Origin of the sequence: Paenibacillus pedocola (assembly GCF_031599675.1) — a bacterium.
GTDB lineage: Bacteria > Bacillota > Bacilli > Paenibacillales > Paenibacillaceae > Paenibacillus_AQ > Paenibacillus_AQ pedocola.
The window spans coordinates 5405524-5426491 of record NZ_CP134223.1; the positions used below are offsets into that span (position 1 = coordinate 5405524).

Consider the following 20968-nt stretch of genomic DNA (forward strand, 5'->3'; position numbering starts at 1 on the left):
CCTTCAGGTGGTTTCCTTCAGGTGGTTTCCTTCAGGTGGTTTCCTTCAGGTGGTTTCCTTCAGGTGTTCGCCGGTATGACTTCAACCTGCTCGATCAGCTTTTCCGGCTTGGCGGTGTTTCTGGATACACAGCTGATGACCTGAACATTCTCACCATTCTCGACATAAAAAGCGGGGCCTTCATGGTTCTCGACCGTCACCTGCTGAAACTGGACATCACGCACATTCCCCAGGAAAAATCCGCGGTTATTCATGTTTTCGATGCCTGTCATCATATCCGGTTGGCCTGGAACCGCATTATGGGCCATCGAGATATCGACACTCGTGAAGCTGATTTCCGAAACATACTGCTCTGCCAGCCCATACAGAAAACCTGCGGCGGCATGGACATTGCGGGCGGTGATATTGGCGAAATGAATCCGCCTTACAGCCGGCGTTTCGATGGTCACCGGATAGGGATTTTTATCCCAGACATACTTTTCTTTACCCTTTGGCCCGCAGAAATAATACAGGTTGATCGTAAACGGGCAGATGACACCGTCCATCACGATATTGCTGACCCGGATATCTTCGATGATCCCGCCGCGTCCCCGCCGTGATTTCATGCGGATTCCGCGGTCCGTCTCCTTGAACACACAGTTGCTGATCGTCACATTGCGGATATCTCCGCTCATCTCACTGCCCAGCACTACGGCTCCGTGCCCGTGGATCATCGTGCAATTCATGATCGAAATATTCTCGCAAGGGATACGCTCTGCTGTATCTTCGGTTCCCGCTTTGATCGCAATGCAGTCATCGCCGACATCGATGTTACAATTACTGATCCGTACGCCTGAACAGGACTCCGGATTAATCCCGTCCGTATTCGGCGAATCCGCCGGGTTCAGAATCGAGATATTATCGATGGTCACATTGCTGCACTGAATCGGATTGACCGTCCAGCTCGGTGAATTCAGCAGCGTCACGTCCTTGATCGTAACCCGGCGGCAGTTGTTCAGGCCGATCAGCGTCGGCCGTGGATACTCCAGCATCTCCGGATGATTCCGGTGTTTGTTCCACCAGGGTGCGCCATTGCCTTCCAAGGTCCCGCTTCCGGTAATGGATACATTCACGGCATCCTCAGCGTAAATACAAGGGGAATGAACCTGGCGCTTCACCCCCTCCCAGCGCGCTTCCACTGCCGGATAGTCTGCCGGATCTGTGCTGAAGCTCAGCACCGCCCCGGGGCTTAAGCACAGCTCAATGTTGCTCCGCAGCCGCACCGCTCCGGTAATGAAGGTTCCTGCGGGAACATAGACGGTTCCCCCTCCATGATTACCGGCTGCTTCAATAGCAGCTGCAATAGCACCGGTCGCGGGGACCGGGCTATCTCTGAGCGCACCGTAATCTACAATGTTATACATCGCTTACTCTCTCCTCTCAAGCCTCAGCCAGCATCAGCTCTTTGAGCCCGCCCCGTACAGGGACTGCATCTCCACACAAGCCATCACTAGCGCCCCAACGCCGTGAAGGTCATTGCTTACTTTAGGTCGGGTGACGTAGTTCTCGTAATCACCCGCTGAGGTGCCGATGCAGATGTCCGGGAGAATCAGCCGGCCCTGTTCATCCTGCTGAAGCACCCTGATCAGTCCCTCGTAGCCTTTACGGGCCGCAAGAGCAGCTCCTGATTCATCAGTAGTGAGGCCCAGCTTCACCGCTTTGGCAATGGTATACACAAACAGGCAGGAGCCGGAAGTCTCCAGCCAATTGTCCGGCTCAGCACCCTTGTCAACAACCTGATACCACAGACCACTCACCGGATCTTGATAGCGGATCAGCGCCTGCACGAATTCACTCAGTGCAGCGGCCAGCTCCGGCTGTCCCGGCTCCTCTGCCGGCAGCAGGTCCAGAAACTGTGACAGGGCCAGACCGTACCAGCCGAGCGAGCGGCTCCAGAACTCAGGGGAGCAGCCCGTATCCTTATCGGCCCAAGGCATACGCCGGCTCTCATCCCAGGCGTGATAGAGCAGCCCCGTAGCTTCATCTTTCATATATTTGCGCATCAGCTTCTCCTGATGGAGTACACTTTGACGCAGCTCTTCTTCGCCATAGACATTCGCATATTTCAGCGAGAAGACCCCAGCCATATACAGACCGTCTAGCCACATCTGATACGGATATTTATCCTTATGCCAATAGCCGCCTTCGGACGTCCGGTTGACCGTCCGCAGCAGATTCCGCAGCTTCTCCGCAGCAGTCTTATACTTCTCTTTGCCTGTCCGCTCATGCAGCGAGAACAACAGCAGCCCCGCCTGTACCGCATCCAGCTCATCCCGGGCAAAATAGAAATTACCGTATTCATCCACAAGATCATCTACATACGCCTGAATATATTCGATATAACGCTCTTCCCCGTCAGCTTGCCACAGCAGCTCCATTCCGCACAGAAATACGCCTTGATGGTAGTGCCAGCGGTGGGCAGGAGGAAGCTCTCCCGCCTGATAAATATCCATTAAAGAATCACAGGCCTTGCGGGCCCATTCCATGGGCGTTTTTGGCAGACTGCCTATCATCTCTCTTCCTACCCCTTCCATATCAGTATCAGAGTCTCTGTACCGTAGTTATCCCTTCATTGAACCCAGCATGGCTCCTTTGGCAAAATGCTTCTGCAGGAACGGATATACCATCAGAATCGGCAGGGTTGCCACGACGATAACAGCCATCTTGATCGCCTGGTCTGGCGGCGGAACAGCCGCATCGAGGGTGGAGCTGTGATCCATCCCGCTGGCCAGCACGACGATTTGCCGCAGCAGCACCTGAATCGGCCACTTGGCACTGTCATCCAGATACAGAATCGCACTCATATAAGTGTTCCAATAGGTAACCGCGTAGAACAGCGAAATGGTCGCGATCGCCGGCATGGACAGGGGCAGCACGATCCGGAACAGGATGCCGAAGTCGTTGCAGCCGTCGATTTTGGCGGATTCCTCAAGACCCTCCGGAATGTTCTGGAAAAAGTTTTTGAGAATAATCATGTTGAACGCACTGATCGCAGACGGAAGAATAAGCGCCGCATAGGAATCGATCAGCCCCAGCTCCTTCACTACAAGAAATGTAGGAATCATTCCGCCATGGAACAGCATCGTGAACACGACCAGGAAGTTGACCACATTCCGTCCGTCCAGATCTCTTCGCGAGAGGCCGTAAGCCATCAGCGCCGTGATGAACATACTGAACAAAGTACCGATCAGCGTAACCCCAATCGACACACCCATCGCTTTAAAAATCGTATCCGTGGAAAAAATAAACTTATACGCTTCAAAGCTCCACACTTTCGGGATTAGGACAAATTTGCTCGCTGCGATTTCCGCACTCGTTGTGAAGGAGCCTGCCACCACGTGAATAAAAGGCAGCACCGTCACGAGCGCAATGAGGGCCAGCAGCGTAAAGTTAACCGCAGCAAAAATTCTGCCGCCTATAGATCTGTCTTCTACCATTTTCAATTCCTCCCGCAGTCTCTCAATAAACGCCTTCTTCGCCCATTTTTTTGGACAGCTTGTTGACGGACATGACCATAATCAGCCCAATAACCGATTTGAAGAATCCGATAGCTGTACTGTAACTGAACTGCCCTTGTCTCAAACCAGCAGTATAGACATACGTATCAATAATTTCCGCAACCTCTCTATTCATGGAGTTCAGCATCAGGTAGACATGCTCAAATCCAAGATCCAGCACGGAACCAATTTTCAGAATGAGCAGGGTAATGATGACGCTGCGGATCGCCGGCAGGGTAATATGCCAAATCTGTCTCAGCCGTCCGGCACCATCCATACGTGCAGCTTCATACAGCCCGGGATCGATAGCGGCAATGGAGGCCAGATAAATGATCGTTCCCCAGCCCGCTTCCCTCCAAATAATCTGAATGATGTACATCGGCCTGAACCAGCCCGGATTCAGCAGAAAGTTAATCGGCTCGAAGCCAAAATAAATCAACAGCTCGTTGATAATCCCTCCGTCCATCGTGACCATAACATAGGTGATGGAGACGACAATTACCCAGGACATGAAGTGGGGCAGGTAAACGAGAGTCTGAAAAAACCGTTTGAAGAATGTGCCCCTGAGCTCATTCAGCATCAGAGCGAGGATAATCGGCACGGGAAAATAAAAAACAATATTCATTCCGAACAATATGAGCGTGTTACCCAGGATATTGAGGAAATCCGGCTCGGTGAACAGGCGTTTGAAATGCTCCATGCCGACCCATTCGCTGCCGGTGATGCCTTGATAAGGCTTGTAATCCTGAAAAGAAATAATCAGTCCGTACATCGGCAGATATTTAAAAAGAACGAAAAACAGCACTCCCGGTATCAGCATGACGTACAGATATTTATTTCTCCACAGCCGCTTTTTGAGCTCACTGCTGCTCTTATAGCTTACGGGTTTCAGCTCGGGAACCCTACTAGCCTGAGCGGTGACTTCCTGCATAATCCTCTTCCTTTCTGATTCCTAAATTTCCAGCCTGACTGTGGGTTTGGTGTGGTAAAAGAAGGCTGCCGAAGCTGCTTCGCCAGCCTTCTGTACACTGGATTATCTGCGATACATGTTCACAAGCGGCATTCTATTTTTTGTATACAGCGTTGTATTCCTCGATAATGGCCGCTCCGCCGCGGCTCTTCCAGGCTTCCACTTGTTTTTCAAATCCGGCTTTGTCCAGCTGTCCATAAATATAGTTGTAAGTGGCATCCGTAATAATCTGCTGAAGCTCAACACCCTTAGAAGTATAGGTCGGCGAATCCAGAGCAGCTGTCGGATCTGCTACACCCACTTTGACATTCTCAAGCACCAGCTCCTCGGCATGAATCCGTCCAGGCAGTACGTTCAAGCTTTGGTACATGCCATTGGTTTCGTATTCACCGATCACGCTGTCCTTATAGCCTTTGACCTCGCGTTCAATCAGTTCTTTGTCGTCTGCCGGTTTAGCTTTGCCGTCTACAACGGTGTAGTGCTTGCCTTCAATCCCCCAGTACATCAGGTTGGCCACTTCCGGAGTCATCATCTTGTCAAAGAAGGCCAGAATCTTCTTCAGCTCAGCTTCATCCTTAACCGCAGATTTCGGGAACAGCACAACGTTGTTATAACCTGGAATCATCCATTGGGCGAATTTGCCGTCAGGTCCGGCTACCATACTATGCGTATCCAGCACAGCATCCGGGAAGTTTTTGATCAGGTCCTTGTTAAGGGTGTCGATATCCTGCATGGAACCGCCGATGTACAGCCCTGCTTTGCCGCTGACAAACATGTTTACGGCATCCGTCTTACTGGTGGCTGCGAAATCCTTGTTCATGTATCCGCCGTCACGCAGCTTTTTGAAGAAATCCATCGTGTCGATGTATTGCGGGAAGGTGAATTCCGGTGCAAGCTGGCCATCCTTCTCGCCCCAGTTGTTCGGTGTGCCGAACCAGGAGGAGACGGTTTTGAAGGCCCCGTACACCAGCTCATTGCGGTCCACGAGACCGATCGTGTCTTTTTTACCGTTGCCATCCGGATCCTTCTCCGTGAAGGCTTGGGCCATAGCGAACAGTTCATCCAGATTGGCTGGAGCCTTCAGTCCGAGTTTATCCGCCCAGTCTTTGCGGTAGATGATCCCCTGACGGGCCAGCGGACGGCCGATATACAGCGAGTACAGCTTGCCTTCCACTTTGGTATTGTTGAGGATTTCCGGTTTCAGCTTGTTGAGGTTCGGGAACTCCGACAAGTAAGGTCCAATTTCCCAAAACTGTCCGTCCTTGATCGATTCTTTCATCTGGATGAACGTGGTCTGATTCTTCAAATAAGTCACTTGCGGCAGGGAGCCCGTGGCGAAGGAAGAATTCAGCTTCTCTTCATAGGTATCCGCCGGGAAAAATTGATAAGTCAGTTTCGTATTGGTCAACTTCTCCACTTCAGCCTTAATTGTATCCGGAGGGGTTTCTGCCGTATTCAGTGGAAGCATAATCTTAATTTCTGTCGGTTTTTCCGGCTCTGGTGCCGGCTCTGTGGTTGCGGTATTGGTTCCGCCGCTGGTGCCGGGATCTGTGGTGGCCGCTGCTTCATTATTGCCGTTGTTGTTGTTGCCGCACGCCGCAGTCAGCATACTGAATGTTAACAGCGAGCTAAGAAGCAGGGTAAAGGATTTTTTCGTCATACCTTTTTGACCTCCGTTTGACTTGTATTGGTTACAAGCCTCACACTACAGCCTCGCCCAGGTTACGAAAACAATCATTTACTCATAGTAGGGGCTTTGGAGCGGGAGTCTGGGGAAATGATTATCGGGTGATAGGGGGATAAGGTGAAAGGAAACTTGAGGGGAATGCTGGGGAGATGCCTGGGGAGGTGGAGTGGTAACTCCGGGGAATACCAAGCGACCCGATAGGTGATGGCCGCAACTCCGGGGAATGTTTGGACTTCCGGCCGCTGTTGTCTGCAGATGTTTACGATTATATCGCTTTCAGCGGATAACATCTGCAGACAAAGGCGGACGCTTCCGCTCCTACAGTTCCAAACTTCCCCTCCGTTACTTCTCACCTCTCTGAGGGGTTCCTTTCAACTTATCCGGTTGAAAGGGGCAGGGGATTACCGCCGCTCCGGTTTGCGGCGGGTGATACAAAGTGCTGGGAGGTGGAGTCGTAACTGCGGGGAATGTTTGGACTTCCGGCCGCTGTTGTCTGCAGATGTTTACGATTATATCGCTTTCATCGGATAACATCTGCAGACAAAGGCGGACGCTACCGCTCCTACAGTTCCAAACTCCCCCTCCGTTACTTCTCACCTCTCTGAGGGGTTTCTTTCAACCAGACTAAAAAAGCAGAGCCGCGCTCCTCCTGTAGGAGAGGCACCTGCTCTGCTTTTATTCTGCACAAGGGTATGCTTCCGCTTCTGCTAGCTTAGCCCAGCTGCATAGTAGTTACACAAGTATCATTTTTCTCAAATGTAGAAATGTCAGACTCGGCTTTTTTGCCATTTTGTTCAATGGTAACATGATACGTCTTATCCCGCGGGAGCCACAGATCGATAAATCCGTTAGGCTGGGATTTCACCGTTTCGTTGTTCATTACCGGATTGCCTTCGGCATCCTGGACGGACAGGGTGAACTCTTGTTCCACCATCTCGCCCTGACAACCGGTTAAGCTATGGGTTGCGCATGGATGTGTCTGATTGATATAGGGTGCAATTGAGACAAAAAACTCGTCACCCGGCAAGCTGTAAGTAGCCGATTTGCCATCGCTCTCTTTGACGATCAGCTGGGTTGATGAAATGGAAGCCGATTCTGCGGTGATACTGCGGCTGCTGTAATCGTGTACCAGCTGTTTAAGGGTTTGCGTATCCGCCGGGCTTGGGTCTGCACTTTCCCGGGCGTTATTTTCTGCATACAGGTATGTTCCTAAGCCAATGACTACGGCAAATCCGGCAGTCAGCAAGACTTGTTTTCTCATAGAATGTCATCCTCCAGTCTCTCTACTATTATTATAGTCCAGGGAGCACTCCTGCAGACAAGACGAATCTATGACAATATGCCTTCCTACTGCCCGCTCCCCGCTCTGGCCTCCGCCTCAGCGTACTCCTGCATGATCAGACTGCCGCCGCTGGATTTCCATTTTTCCACTTCCTTCTTAAACTCTGCAGCATTGATATTGCCGATAATATAATTATAAGTAGCATCCACAATGATCGTTGAGAGCTCCACATTCTTTTCATCAAAGGTCGGAGAGCTCAGCGTGAGTGTCGGATCGTCCACGAGAAACTGTTCGTTGTCTTGGCTAAGCTGATCCGCCAGGGCGGTCAGCTGCTCTTTTTGCGCCACCTCCATGACGTTCTTGTTGCTGATATCGGCGATCATCAGAGAATACAGCGGGCTGACCTCATTCACCCGCAGCTGCGAGGTTTCCTCCGGCAGAATGACCTTCCCGTTCTCGAGCTTGTAGTGGCGGCCTTCGATCCCGTACCTCATCAGATTCGCTACATCTTTATCCATCGTCCGGTCAAAAAAGCGCAGCACCTGCTTCAGTTCACCTTCCGTCGCAATCGCTTTTTTGGAGAACAGATACAGCCCGTTGTAGTTGGGGATCGACCATACTTTGTAGCCGTCCGGCCCTTTAATCCGGTTGATCAGGGTGAGTTCGGCCCGCGGATTAATCGTTTGCGCTTCAATAGAGAGCCGCTGCACATCCGTCATGCTTCCAATGAAGACCCCCGCAGTCCCGCGGATGAATTTATCCCGCTGTACTTCCTTGCTGGTCAGAGCGAAGTCCTGATTGATGATTTTTTCATTATATAGCTTGCGCATGAAGTTCATCGTGTCCATATATTGAGATGTCGCGAATTCCGGGATGAACTGCCCGTTGTCCAGCTTCCAGTTATTCGGCGTGCCGAAATAAGAGCTGAGCGTTTTGAATACGCCATAGACCAGATCATTGCGGTCAACCAGGCCGATTGTGTCCTGCTTGCCGTTGCCGTCCGGATCCTTATAGGTAAACTGCTTCATGACCTCATACAGCTCATCCAGCGTTTGCGGTTTGCTTAGCTTAAGATGATCCAGCCAATCCTTACGGATGATGATGCCCTGCCGGGAAGAAGGCCGCTCGGTATACAGGCCGTATATTTTGCCGTCCACGGCGGACTGGCTGAGTATCGCAGGATCGAGCTGCTGCAGGTTCGGAAATTCCTTAAGATAAGGGCCGATTTCCCAAAAAGCGTCCGAACGGATCGCCGGTTTCACCAGATTATAATCGGTAAATTTAACAAACGTAACCTTCCCCAGCGAATTGGTCGTTAGGGCGGTGTTCATTTTATCCGTATAGACGCCTTCCGGAACCCAGGTAATATTGAGCCTCACGCCGGTGAGCTTCTCAATTTCCGTTACGATTTCCTTCGAAGGCGTTTGCGGAAAATGCAGCGGAGCCAGAATCGAGATCGACGGCGGAGTCTGGCCGGGACCCGGCTGAACAGAATTTTCATTACTGCAAGCGCTTAATAAAAAAGACGGGAGTATGACAAGCAGGCAGAAATACCGGACTACCAGTCTGCGTGTGAGGTCTCTGAACATTCCTGGTTCCTCCTTAATAGAAATAATCCTAAGCATTATGTATTGATATAACTGCTAATTATTGAATATTCTTCAAACGGTAGTCATTATTAGAGATAATGATTATTGCGGCACCAGATGATTATTGTTATTATCCTTCGTGATGCATAAACTTAAAACAGACTGTTTCTACCTAAAGTAAAGGTGCTGAATCCAGTGAAACACTTAAGCTTCCTGAGTAAATTAACTTTATTCACCTTTGTAATCAGTACGCTTCCTGTGCTGTTCATCGGTTCTTTCTCTTATCTCACATCCTCCAGCGAAATTCAAAAAAATGTTAACAAAAGCAAAAAGGAACTCATTTTACAAATTAACTCAAATGTAGAGCATAAGCTGACTACTGTCAACCAGACCCTTAACCAGGTCGTTAATTCTTCTGTACTCAAAAAAGCTTTGAATAACCCGCTAAATGTAAACGATTTCATTTTATATAACGACTTGAGAAATGAAATCCGTAATATGCAGTCCTTTGACACGAAGCTGGAAGATGTAATTCTGCTGAATCAGCGGGAAAACTGGATGATCAAAAATTCCGGGCTCTACCGCCTGAACGAATACCAGAATTATGAGCAGCTTGCCAACCTGATGAATGTGCCCGACTCCACCTCCTGGGTACTCAACCCCTCTTCCCTGTTCTACAGCGAGGAGAGCATCAACGTTACCGGCTGTGATTACAGCATCAGTCTGATCAAGAAGCTGCCCACCTCCAAGCTGCAAAAATACGGGCTGGCCCTTGCCAATATCCCGGCCTGCAGCCTTCAGGATTTCATCAACTCTGAGATAGATCCGCTGGACAGTATTATTGTCCTTGATGAATCCGGCAGAATATTGCTGCACCCGGATAAGACGCTGATCGGCCAGCCTGCCGTTGCCAGCGGATTTACGGATTTTCCGCTTGTTTCCGGCAAAGTCAAGCCTACAGGACAATTCAAGACTGTCATCGGTAAGCAGGATTACTCTGTCACTTATTTGCGCTCGCAGCTGAACGGCTGGACCTATCTGTCGGTAACCTCCATTGAAGGACTGACCAAGGAGTCGGGCAAAATCGGGACCTACACAATCATTGTCTGTGCCCTGATGCTGCTGCTGTCCATTCTGCTCGCCTGGCTCGGTTCCCGCCGCATGTATACTCCGATCGAGCGGCTGCTGAATCAGATGGGGCTGCGCAGACCGGGCATCAAAGTAAAGTTCACGGATGAGTTCCAGTCGATCGGCGAGCAGATGCATCATTTATTCCAGTCCAAATCGCAGCTCGAAAAGGAGCTGAACCAGCATCTCCGGCAGGTGCGCACCTTTTTCCTGACAAAAGCCTTTCAGGGCAATATAAGAAAACGCGAGCTGCTTGAGGAGCTGGAACAATACGGCTACCAGCCCTTAGTAGAGGAATGGAGAACAATGGCCGTCATTACGCTCAGCATCGACTACTCTGCAGAGAGCAGCTATGACAAAAAAGATCTCCACCTGCTGCTGTTTGCCGCCCATAATATGATTGAAGAGCTCGTTCCGCCGGAAGGCAGACTTGCCCCGGTGATCATCGACCACGCTGTTGTCACGCTGATTGGAAGCACGGAAGATAATGCGGAATCTTTCCACCAGACACTGTATGCCTTAACGGAGAATCTGCAGCAGGAAATTAACAATTACCTGAAGCTGCAGGTCAGTATCGGTTTGAGTCTGCCTTTTCACAACATTGATAAATTGTCTATTGCCTACAAGGAAGGTCTCGAAGCCTTGAAATACCGGATCACTCTCGGCAAAGGCATCATCATCCAGTATGAGAATATCAACTCCGGCAAGCACTATCTCAATTTGAACTATCCGACACATACTGAAAATGACCTGATGGATGCGATCAAGCTGGCCGATGCCGAAAAGGCGAAGGAGCTGCTGCATAAGCTGTTTGCCTGTATTTTTAAGCTTGGACTGTCACCGCAGGAATACCAGATTCCGCTGACCCGTCTGCTGGGCAATATCCTCATTATGATGCAGGAGTCAGGGATTAGCCTGAATCAGATCTATCATGCGAACGGTTCGCTATTCGAGGAGCTGACCGATCTGCATATTGTCGCCGAAATCGAGGACTGGTTCTGGAGTATTGTGATTCTGCCGATGATCAGGATTTTCCACAGCCGGCAAAATGCCCAGTACCATAATATTTCCGAGAAGATTATCGACATTGTGCAGCATGATTATGATAAGGACCTGACGCTGGAGGAATGCGCTTCACGCCTTCATTATAATGCCAACTATATCAGCAGTGTCTTCCGTAAGGAGACGCAGTATTATTTCAGTGAATATCTTGCGATGTACCGGTTCAAAATGGCCAAAAAATGGCTGGAGGAAACCGATATGCCGATTAAGGACATTGCCGCGAAGCTCAGATACAACAATTCGCAGAATTTCATCCGCTCCTTCCGCAAGCAGGAAGGGATGACGCCTGGCCAATACCGCGACAACGCAAGCTCCCGGCCCAAAGCGGTACCGGATGATTACTGAGTATAGCTCATAACGCAAAGACCGCCGGTATGACAGCAGGAACGCTGTACCGGCGGCTTGAATAGGAGTTACTTTCGGTTGCGCTGTGATAATAATGAAGATTACCTTATCATTCAATGGCTTTGGGGGTATGCGACTTCCTTGATCTTATGAAACAAATAATAGCAGCAGCGGCAAGCAGCACCACGCCACCGCCCGCAATAGCGATGTTCTTGACATCCGGTACATATACCACCAGGCGGAGCGGCTCGGAATCCGCCAGCGTAATGCGCCAGGTTAAGGTATTTCCCTCTTGGGAGACTGCATTATTCGCTCCATATAAGTCATAAGGCAGCGTTAATTTAAAATTAACAGCCAAGCTCTGCATCAGCAGCTTTGCCAGTGATTTCGGCACATTCAGCGTCCCAAGTCCGTCTGCGATCTCGTCCGAATAGGCGTTCAGCTTCGGCCGGGCTTCGACATCATATTTGGTATACAGCCATTTGTCTGTTGTAATCACCTGCGTGTCCACAATTTCCATATTTCCCGCGGTCGCCTGCATATCCTCTAAGGAAGTATACGTCTTCATAAACTGATATTTTGTGGATTTGCCGCTTTGGCTCTTATTCAATTGGATGTCCGCAGCCGCAAGCCGGGTTGCCAGTACTTCCTCCAGCTTCCCTCCGATCAGCGACTCTGTGCGGGCATCCAGCAGAATATTGAGGGCAAGGTCTAGACTCCCGTCCTTCTTCACCGTCATATGCGCTGTACCGCTGGCACAGCCGGCCAGGAGAAAGAGCATCGAAGTAATTAGTACGATAAAGCAGAGTTTCTTCCCCTTCAATCTCATTCCTCCCTATGCTTCGTTTCTCAATCTATTATACATAATTTATAATCTGCGTTTTCCTTTATAACTACCTTCCATTGGGCAGCGTCTGCCGCAGGTAGCAGGCAAGCTGGAGATGCAGCAGATGCTCCTGGCTGCTGAAGGACATGCCGAGGAGCTCTTCGATTTTCCGGATGCGCTGATACAAGGTATTGATATGGATATGAAGGGCCGAGGCGGTCTGTGAGGCAGAACCGCCACAGGCCATATAAGCAGTCAGGGTATCCTCAAGCATGGCTGCTTGCCCTTTGGCTGTCCGCAGCGGTTCGAATACTTCAGCAATAAAAGCCTCCAAATCCTCTGCAGGCTGCCGGATGAACAGCCGGTTAACGCCGATTTCGGCATAACGGATCGGAGCCAATTCCCCCCGTGTTTTCTGGTAGGCCAGTGCTTTGTCTGCTTCCTGATAGCTGGTGTTGACTGCATCCAGCCCCGCTCGGATTGAGCCCAGCCCGCCGAATAACTGCGTCCCGGCTTTCTTGCCCCAATCATTGATACAGGCAATCAGTTTACGTTCCAATTGCCCTGCCACATAGGTTTCCGGCGAAATCAGCAGCAGCGTAATCCGGCGCTCACTGCCAAAGGCAACCGGCATCACCGCAAGTGTCATCTTATCCCGCAGGAAAGAGATCAGCTGCAGCGACATCGTGCTGAGCGCCGAAGGGTCGGCCGGTTCCGGGAACTCCAGCAGCCCCACGGCAAGCCGGGTAGAAGGTCCAATCCCGATCTCGCCGGACTTTTCCCAGTACTCCCCTGATTCCTTGCTGAGCCGCAGATCATTGAAGAACTGCTGTGTCTTCTTAAAATAAAATTCAGCGAGCGACTGCTTCCGCATCAGCTCAAGCGCCAGGATAGAGCTCCCCTGCTCCAGAGCGATGAGCTGCAGCGCCTCAAGCGGACCCTCTGAGCGGAGCATCAGATAACCCAGACATTGCCTAGCTGAAGCAATCGGATAAAGATAATGAGATGGATGCTGACCTTCGCCGGGGACTACGGACAGGTAGTCCGGTGCAGTGAGGGACTGGTAAAGCTTCAGCAGCCGTTCCATGCTCCACTCCTTATCTGCTTCTGTCCGCCGTGGATACCATTCATTATCAATGAAATCCACGAAGGTCAGCGGCACGCCGATGACGCGCGACAGTTCGCCCACAATGGAGCCGACTCCTTTATTCTGCAGTGACAGCTTCATCAGGGAGGAGTGAATCTCATCCCGCCGGATCAGCGCCTTGTTCTGCTCGCTCAGATGTGCATACAGCTTTGCGTTGGTAATGGCGATCGATACCTGGTCTGCAAAGCTTTGCAGCAGCCGTACCTCCGCCTCGCCGAACAGGGGGATGGTCCCTTTTTGATAGAAGATCAGCACACATTCGGTCTGCCCCTCTACCTTAATCGGCACCGATATGATGGAACAGACATTCTCAAAATGATAGGCCGTGTACAGATACCCCCTGTTCTCCTCGGACATATTGCCGACATCCTCTTCAAGAATGCGTATGTTGTTGTATAGCCGAGGCTCACCCCGCACATAGGTCTTGCCGATGATCCCCTCGCCCGGCTTCATCCTCATCCTGAGCATTTCTTCGCCCATTTCCCCGGCCCGGGCTTTGACCTTCAATGCATCGATTGCCGGATCGTAGCTCCACAGTACCCCGATGCTTTCATAAGGAATCACTGCAAGCGCACTCGCCAGGATGCGTTCCAGCAGTTCATTCAAATCCAGCAGTTGCGTAACGTCACGGATGCTGTTCATCATTTCGTTAAGAGCATGCTCATGTTTAGCGGCCATAAACTCGCTATAACAAGGATACAACAGAGAGGAGAGCGTCTCCATTTCCGCATCTGTCATCTCCCGTGCTCTAAAGATACGAAGAGCAATACATACATTATTATTATATGGAAGGTAAACTAACATAGATCCATCCGAATCCACCTCTGATTTCGGATGTCGAAAAGGCAGTTGTATATCCGGGTCGGGAGGAGCAGCCGGGCGGCCTCCAGTCTGATGAATGAGTCGCCACTCTGTCCAGTTACGGCTGATCCATACGGAAAACCCCTCGGTTTCCAGGTGTTTTCTTAACATATCCTCAATGAAATCCTGCAATCTGCCCACCTCTGTCAATGTATGTTTTTATATCATGTTGAACTTTATTATATAAGAACATACATTGCAAAGAAACCCTTGATCCTGTAATTTTGTATATAACAACACAACATAAATAACATTTGATGAGAAAGAAGGTAACATGATGTCGAAAGTGATCCAAAGCAAGTACTTCAAGCACATTGTTCTGGCCCTGTTATTTCTCGGTTGGTGCCTCGGAAATCTGGACCGCTTCGTCATCAATTATGCCGTAGTCAGCATTTCTGAGGATTTGGGACTTAGTGCTTCTTCGCAAGGGATTATTCTCAGCAGCTTTTTCCTCGGATATGCGATTATGCAAATTCCCGGCGGCGCCCTTGCGGACCGGTTCGGCTACCGCAAAGTCATCCTGTTCTCCCTGTTCTCCTGGTCAGTCTTCACAATGATTACCGGGTCGGCCTGGTCCCTGATTTCTCTCGTGTTAGTCCGGTTTCTGTTCGGTATCGGTGAGGGCGGCTTCTTCCCCTCCGGCTCGAAGGCTATTGCTGTCAACTTCCCCGTCCACCAGCGCAGCAGTGCCATGTCTGTAATGCTGGCTTCCGGCGCCATTATGGGCGTTGTCACGCCGCTTGTTTCCGGCTTCGCTCTGGAATCTATCGGCTGGCGGACTCTGTTCCACATTTTCGGCATCATCGGCCTTGTCATTACCGTCCTGATGTTTTTCTTCCTTAAAGAACCCGCCCGCACTCCCGTACAGATCTCTTCACCCGCAGCCAAAAAGAATGCTTCCTTAAAAACAGTACTGAAAAGCCCAATCATCTGGGGTCTGTTCCTCAGCTATTTCAGCATCTATGCCGTCAATTGGGGGCTGTCCTCTTGGATGCCTACGTACATGGTCAACGTCCGCGGCCTGAATCTGAAGGAAATGGGCATGCTTTCGGCCATTCCGGGCCTCATCGGCATCGTTACCATGCTGCTGGGCGGCTATGTGATGGACCGCATCCCTGCGGGCAAAGACCGTAAGATCTCCGCCGTTTTCGGACTTATCGTTGCCGTTGCCTTGTACCTGATGAGTACAGCGGAGAGCATCGCCCTATTCATTACCTATGAGACGATTATCCGAATCGCAGCAGGCTTCGTGTCTACGCTGATTATTTCTAAATCCGTGAAATCAATGCCCGAAACCGTTGCGGCAACTGCCAGCGGGTTCGTCAACACGGGTGCCCAGCTTGCGGGCTTCCTGACACCCATGCTGATCGGTTTTCTGGTCGATGCCTCCGGCGGTTCGTATACCTCAGCCTTCACGATGCTGATTGGGTTCGCCGTTATTTGTTCCGCATCACTCCTGTTGGGCCGCCGTACCCAGCCAGACCTGCCTGCTGATCCCCAAACGACCTGATCCGTTACGCCTACCCAATACTACGAAAATGAGGTGCCTTCATTTATGAATATGACCATCGATCTAACCCGTTTTGTATCCGAAGTCATTGAAGCTAAAAAAGAATCGTTTACTTCCGCCAGCGACCAAATCTGGGGGTTCGCAGAAACCCGCTTTGATGAGTACCAGTCAGCCGGTGTATTAATCCGGGCACTGGAGGCCGAAGGCTTCAGTATTGAAAAAGAAGTAGCCGGCCTGACGACCGGTTTCATCGCCTCCTACCGCACAGGTTCCGGCGGACCCGTCATCGCGCTGCTTGGCGAATACGACGCGCTGGCAGACCTCAGCCAGGAAGCCGGGCTCAGTGAATACCGCCCTGTTCAGCCGCGCGGCAACGGCCACGGCTGCGGCCATAATCTTCTGGGCGTAGGCGCCCTCGCTGCCGCTGTGGCGGTCAAGGATTATATGGCTGATCATCCGGAGGCTGCCGGGGAAGTCCGCTTCTACGGCTGTCCCGCTGAGGAGAGCGGCTATGGCAAGACCTATCTGGCCCGCGAGGGCTACTTCAAAGACGTGGACGCTGCATTCTCCTGGCATCCGCATGCGATGAATGCCGTGATGCACGGCAGCTCGAATGCAGTGATTCACGCCTCGTTCTCTTTCAAGGGCATCAGCGCCCACGCTGCTGCCGCCCCGCATTTGGGCCGCAGCGCGCTGGACGCCGTGGAGCTGATGAACATCGGCGCCAATTATATGCGTGAGCATATGCTCGACCAGGCCCGCCTTCATTATGCCATCACGAACTCCGGCGGCTTCGCCCCCAATGTCGTACAGGCCGATGCCGAGGTGACCTATCTGGTACGGGCGCCGAAATCAGCACAGGTCCGGGATCTGTTCGCACGGCTGGTCAAGGTCGCCGAAGGCGCTGCGCTGATGACCGGCACACAAATGCAGTACCGCTATGAGGGAGCCTGCGCCAACCTGATCCCCAATAGTACGCTGGAACGGGTATTGTTTAAACATCTTAGCGCTTTGGGCGCTCCTGCTTACGAAGATGAAGAGTATGCTTATGCCAAAGCGATTTACGAGACACTGCCGGAGAGCAACAAGCAGGAGGCTGCGGCGATGGCCGGCCCTAAACTGGCACCTCTGCTTGCCGAACGGCCGCTGACAGGCTTCGTCGTTCCTTATTCGGACGAGAAGGAAATGTTTATGGGCGGCTCGACCGATGTCGCCGACGTAAGCTGGAACGTGCCTACCGCCCAATGCGGAGCAACCACTATGGCCTTCGGAACCCCGCTCCATGCCTGGCAGACGGTAGCCCAGGGCAAAACGTCCTACGCCCACAAAGGGATGCTTTTTGCAGCCAAGGCCATGGCCGCGGCGGCCATCGAGACACTGCTGCAGCCGGAGCTCGTGGAGAAGGCGCAAGCCGAACTGAAAGAGCGGCTGGGCGGCGAAGCCTACGATTGCCTCGTCCCGCCGGATGTGCACCCTCCGAAGGCAGGAGCGGCTGAGCTTGCGATTTAAGGATGTATTCTCAATTATCGGCCCGGCGATGGTCGGTCCTTCCAGCTCCCATACCGCGGGGGCTGCGCGGATCGGACGCGTAGCCCGGCTGATGTTCGGGGAATGCCCGGGTTTCGCGCAAATTCAGCTGTACGGTTCCTTCGCCGCCACCTACCGCGGCCACGGAACAGATACAGCCCTTGTGGGCGGCCTGCTAAATATGGCAACCGACGACCCCCGGCTGCCTGAAGCCTTTGCCCATGCCGAAGCAGCCGGAATGACGGTCACCATCGAGCCGGGCAAAGGGCTGTATCCTCACCCTAACACAGCCGAATTGTCGCTGGTCAGTCCCTCCGGGAACCGCACACTGCAGCTGACCGGAACCTCAATCGGAGGAGGTAATATTGAGATCGTCCGTATCAACGGCTTCACCCTCAAGCTGACGGCAGCCTATCCGACCCTTATCATCCGCCACTATGACGAGCCCGGCGTCATCGCCGTAGTCACCGGACTGCTGATGGGCAGCGGGATCAATATTGCCCATATGACAGTTGACCGCCGGAGCAGACGCGGCGAGGCGATGATGGTCATGGAATGTGACGGGATGATTGACAAAGATATGGCAGAGCGGATTTCATGGCTGCCCGGAGTACAGGAAGTCAATTTGTTAAAGCTGTAAGGGAGGTTTCCTTCATCATCTCAAGCCAAAAGGAGCGTCATCATGAATTTCCGAACATTGAAAGAGCTTGCCGAATTGGCGGAAGCCCGCTCCAGCACACTGGGCCTGCTGATGCTGGACGAACAGTGCAAGGAGTCGGGTGAAGACAGGGATACCGTGTTTCAGAAGATGGCTGACTATTATCAGATTATGAAAGACGCTGTGAAACAGGGAATCCGGACAGATACAACGTCCAAAAGCGGTCTGACTGGCGGCGATGCACGCCGGATGATGACTTACCAGGAAGAATCCCCATCTCTTTTGGGAGAACACGCCAGCCTGGCCATGACCTATGCGCTGGCTGTATCGGAAGTAAATGCATCAATGGGCCGGATCATCGCAACGCCAACCGCCGGGTCCTGCGGAATCATCCCCGGCGTGCTGATCAGCAGCCAGGAGCGGTTTGGCTGGAGCGACGAGCAAATGGTGCACGGGCTGTTCGCCTCTGGAGCCATCGGGTACGTTATTGCCAACAACTCCTTCATCTCCGGTGCGGAGGGCGGATGCCAGGCGGAAGTCGGCTCAGCCATCGGCATGGCGGCAGGAGCGCTGGTGGATATCCGCGGCGGCACTCCGGCCCAGGCCATCCACGCCGTTGGCCTGGCCCTGAAGAACACGCTGGGCCTCATCTGTGATCCCGTTGCCGGGCTGGTCGAGATTCCTTGCATCGTCCGCAACGGATTCGGGTCGATTACCGCCCTCGGAGCGGCTGACATGGCGCTCGCCGGAGTCCGCAGCATTATCCCTTCCGATGAGGTTGTTCAGGTTATGCTTGAGGTGGGATCGGCCATGCCCGAATCGCTGCGCGAGACGGCAGGCGGTGGGCTGGCACAGACTCCGACCGGCCGCCAGATCACGCGTGATTTGCTGCAGCGCTAAAGACGAAGCAGCATAACAAAGACCGCAAGCCACCGGTAATCCGGATGCCTGCGGTCTTTTGATTTAACAGCGTTTATTTTTTCAAATGATAGGGAACGGTAGTAATAATTACATTTCTGCGGTACAGCAGATGGGCGCGGATCAGCAGGCTGGACTGGTTATGGAGAATGTTATGCCAGCCCTTCTTGGGTATGAACTGCGGTACGATTACAGTCACCTGATAATTGGACTCACTTGCCTTGCGCTGAACCGTATCGATAAACTTGGTCAGCGGATGGATGATGCTGCGGTAAGGCGAATACAGCGTCACCAGCCTGATCTCGGGGTGGAACTTCTTCCACTTCTCTTCAAATATATTCTCATCATCCCGTTCAAACGGGACATGGACAGCAATAATCTGATCGGCGGACAATGATTGCGCGTAGCGCAGTGAGTTCTCCACCACATGGGTAATCCCGGCAACAGGCAGGATGATAATATTGCCTTCAATCGCTAGAGGATCTTCTTCACAGGTTGAAATCCGCAGCTGGTCAGCCACCGCCTCGTAATGCTTGCGGATCCGGTAAAAGAGCAGGATAATCAGCGGCAGGAAAACCAGCACCGGCCACACCTGCGGGAATTTGGTCAGGAAGAACATGATGGTGACGATGAAGCTGATTAATGCGCCAGTCGTGTTGATAATCAGCTTGCTGACCCAGCCTTCCGGCTTCTGGCGGATCCATTTAATCATCATGCCGGTTTGGGACAGCGTAAAGGGGATGAATACCCCTACCGCATACAGCGGAATCAGATGCTCAGTACGCCCCTTGAAGGCGATGATCAGAATAATCGAGAGGATTCCGAGGCTGAGTATACCGTTCGAATACCCGAGCCGGTCACCGCGGACCGTGAACATTCTCGGGATAAATTTATCCTTGGCCAGATTGACCGCCAGCAGCGGAAATGCGGAATACCCCGTATTCGCCGCCAAGATCAGAATCAGAGCCGTGGTCCCTTGGACAAAGAAATACATGAAGTTCCGCCCAAAGACCTGTTCAGCAATCTCAGAAACGACGGTAACTTTTTCATTCGGCGTTATGCCATAGTAATATGCTAAGAGCACAATTCCTGAAAATAACAAAGCCAGCAGTACACCCATAGCAGCGAGCGTTTTGGCCGCATTGTTCGGCGCCGGTGCCTTGAAATTGGGAATGGCATTGGAAATTGCCTCGACCCCGGTCAAGGCCGAGCTGCCCGACGAGAACGCTTTTAGCAGCAGAAACAGGCTGATCCCTGCTACCGGTGTGCCTATAGGGGTATGAAGATCTGCCGGTACGTCTCCGGACACAATCCGGAACAGGCCCATTCCGAGCATTACAAAGATTGCAAGCACAAACAGATACACCGGATAGGCCAGGAATGATGCAGACTCCGTAACCCCCCGTAAATTCAGGGTCGTTATCAGCAGAACAAATATGACAGCGATAATTACATTGTACGAATGCAGGCTGGGAAAAGCTGAAGTAATCGCATCCGTACCGGCAGATACACTTACGGCAACCGTTAGTATATAGTCCACGAGCAGTGAGCCGCCGGCCACCAGACCGGGATATTTGCCCAGGTTCTCTTTGGATACAACGTAAGCTCCCCCGCCATGAGGGTAAGCAAAAATAATTTGCCGGTAAGATAAAATCAGGGCCGTCAGCAGTACAAGAACTCCAATGGCTATAGGAATCGAATACCAGAACGCTGCCGTGCTGAGCGTAATCAGAACCAGCAGAATCTGCTCAGGACCATAAGCAACAGAGGATAATGCATCTGATGATAGAATGGCTAGCGCTTTTGTTTTGTTTAGTTTCTGGTCGCCCAATTGATCTGATTTCAGCGGCCGTCCAATCAGGAATCTTTTTACCGAAATCATCATCTGCCTCACCCGACTTTTTTTAAAGTTATATTACCCA

15 protein-coding genes are annotated in these 20968 nt (G+C 51.8%); 5 read left to right on the top strand and 10 right to left on the bottom strand.

Annotation, left to right across the window (positions count from 1 at the left end; genetic code table 11):
- Positions 1-59 precede the first annotated feature (59 nt).
- The 7 genes from QU597_RS23945 to QU597_RS23975 all read right to left on the bottom strand — a co-directional run bounded on the left by QU597_RS23945 (position 60) and on the right by QU597_RS23975 (position 9064).
- The gene (locus QU597_RS23945; RefSeq protein WP_310830131.1) at positions 60-1403 is read right to left on the bottom strand and encodes a glycoside hydrolase family 28 protein; all 1344 of its coding nucleotides are present in this window, start codon (positions 1401-1403) and stop codon (positions 60-62) included.
- Positions 1404-1436: 33 nt separating this feature from the next.
- Entirely contained in the window at positions 1437-2552 is a 1116-nt protein-coding gene (locus QU597_RS23950) for a glycoside hydrolase family 88/105 protein (protein WP_310830133.1), read from the bottom strand.
- Between the two features lie 48 nt (positions 2553-2600).
- Entirely contained in the window at positions 2601-3476 is an 876-nt protein-coding gene (locus QU597_RS23955; RefSeq protein ID WP_310830134.1) for a carbohydrate ABC transporter permease, read from the bottom strand.
- Positions 3477-3498: 22 nt separating this feature from the next.
- The gene (locus QU597_RS23960; RefSeq protein WP_310830135.1) at positions 3499-4467 is read right to left on the bottom strand and encodes an ABC transporter permease; all 969 of its coding nucleotides are present in this window, start codon (positions 4465-4467) and stop codon (positions 3499-3501) included.
- 133 nt (positions 4468-4600) lie between these two features.
- A complete protein-coding gene (locus QU597_RS23965) occupies positions 4601-6166 on the bottom strand; it encodes an extracellular solute-binding protein (RefSeq protein WP_310830136.1) in 1566 nt (521 codons plus the stop codon).
- Between the two features lie 739 nt (positions 6167-6905).
- The gene (locus QU597_RS23970; protein ID WP_310830137.1) at positions 6906-7454 is read right to left on the bottom strand and encodes a CueP family metal-binding protein; all 549 of its coding nucleotides are present in this window, start codon (positions 7452-7454) and stop codon (positions 6906-6908) included.
- A gap of 86 nt (positions 7455-7540) precedes the next feature.
- Positions 7541-9064: an extracellular solute-binding protein gene (locus QU597_RS23975; RefSeq protein WP_310830138.1), complete on the bottom strand. Its 1524-nt coding sequence runs from the start codon at positions 9062-9064 to the stop codon at positions 7541-7543.
- 195 nt (positions 9065-9259) lie between these two features.
- Here QU597_RS23975 and QU597_RS23980 point away from each other — a divergent pair, with 195 nt between their 5' ends.
- Positions 9260-11599, top strand: a complete 2340-nt coding sequence (locus QU597_RS23980) for a helix-turn-helix domain-containing protein (protein WP_310830139.1) — start codon at positions 9260-9262, stop codon at positions 11597-11599.
- A gap of 109 nt (positions 11600-11708) precedes the next feature.
- On the opposite strand, the gene QU597_RS23985 is transcribed toward QU597_RS23980, so the two are convergent.
- Both QU597_RS23985 and QU597_RS23990 read right to left on the bottom strand, forming a co-directional pair.
- Entirely contained in the window at positions 11709-12422 is a 714-nt protein-coding gene (locus tag QU597_RS23985) for a hypothetical protein (RefSeq protein ID WP_310830140.1), read from the bottom strand.
- A gap of 70 nt (positions 12423-12492) precedes the next feature.
- A complete protein-coding gene (locus QU597_RS23990) occupies positions 12493-14310 on the bottom strand; it encodes a helix-turn-helix domain-containing protein (protein ID WP_310830141.1) in 1818 nt (605 codons plus the stop codon).
- A gap of 397 nt (positions 14311-14707) precedes the next feature.
- Here QU597_RS23990 and QU597_RS23995 point away from each other — a divergent pair, with 397 nt between their 5' ends.
- The 4 genes from QU597_RS23995 to sdaAA are packed head-to-tail and all read left to right on the top strand — an operon-like array spanning position 14708 to position 19028.
- Positions 14708-15943 (top strand): MFS transporter, encoded by a 1236-nt coding sequence (locus QU597_RS23995; protein WP_310830142.1) that lies wholly within the window; start codon positions 14708-14710, stop codon positions 15941-15943.
- Positions 15944-15988: 45 nt separating this feature from the next.
- Positions 15989-17452, top strand: a complete 1464-nt coding sequence (locus QU597_RS24000) for a M20 family metallopeptidase (RefSeq protein WP_370656212.1) — start codon at positions 15989-15991, stop codon at positions 17450-17452.
- Positions 17442-18110, top strand: coding sequence for an L-serine ammonia-lyase, iron-sulfur-dependent subunit beta (gene sdaAB / locus QU597_RS24005; protein ID WP_310830143.1), 669 nt, complete (start codon positions 17442-17444; stop codon positions 18108-18110). The genes QU597_RS24000 and sdaAB overlap by 11 nt, the downstream gene beginning before the upstream one ends.
- Before the next feature lie 42 nt (positions 18111-18152).
- Positions 18153-19028 (top strand): L-serine ammonia-lyase, iron-sulfur-dependent, subunit alpha, encoded by an 876-nt coding sequence (gene sdaAA / locus QU597_RS24010; RefSeq protein WP_310830144.1) that lies wholly within the window; start codon positions 18153-18155, stop codon positions 19026-19028.
- Positions 19029-19101: 73 nt separating this feature from the next.
- Here sdaAA and kimA read toward each other — a convergent pair whose 3' ends face one another.
- A complete protein-coding gene (kimA, locus tag QU597_RS24015; protein ID WP_310830145.1) occupies positions 19102-20931 on the bottom strand; it encodes a potassium transporter KimA in 1830 nt (609 codons plus the stop codon).
- Between the last annotated feature and the right edge of the window lie 37 nt (positions 20932-20968).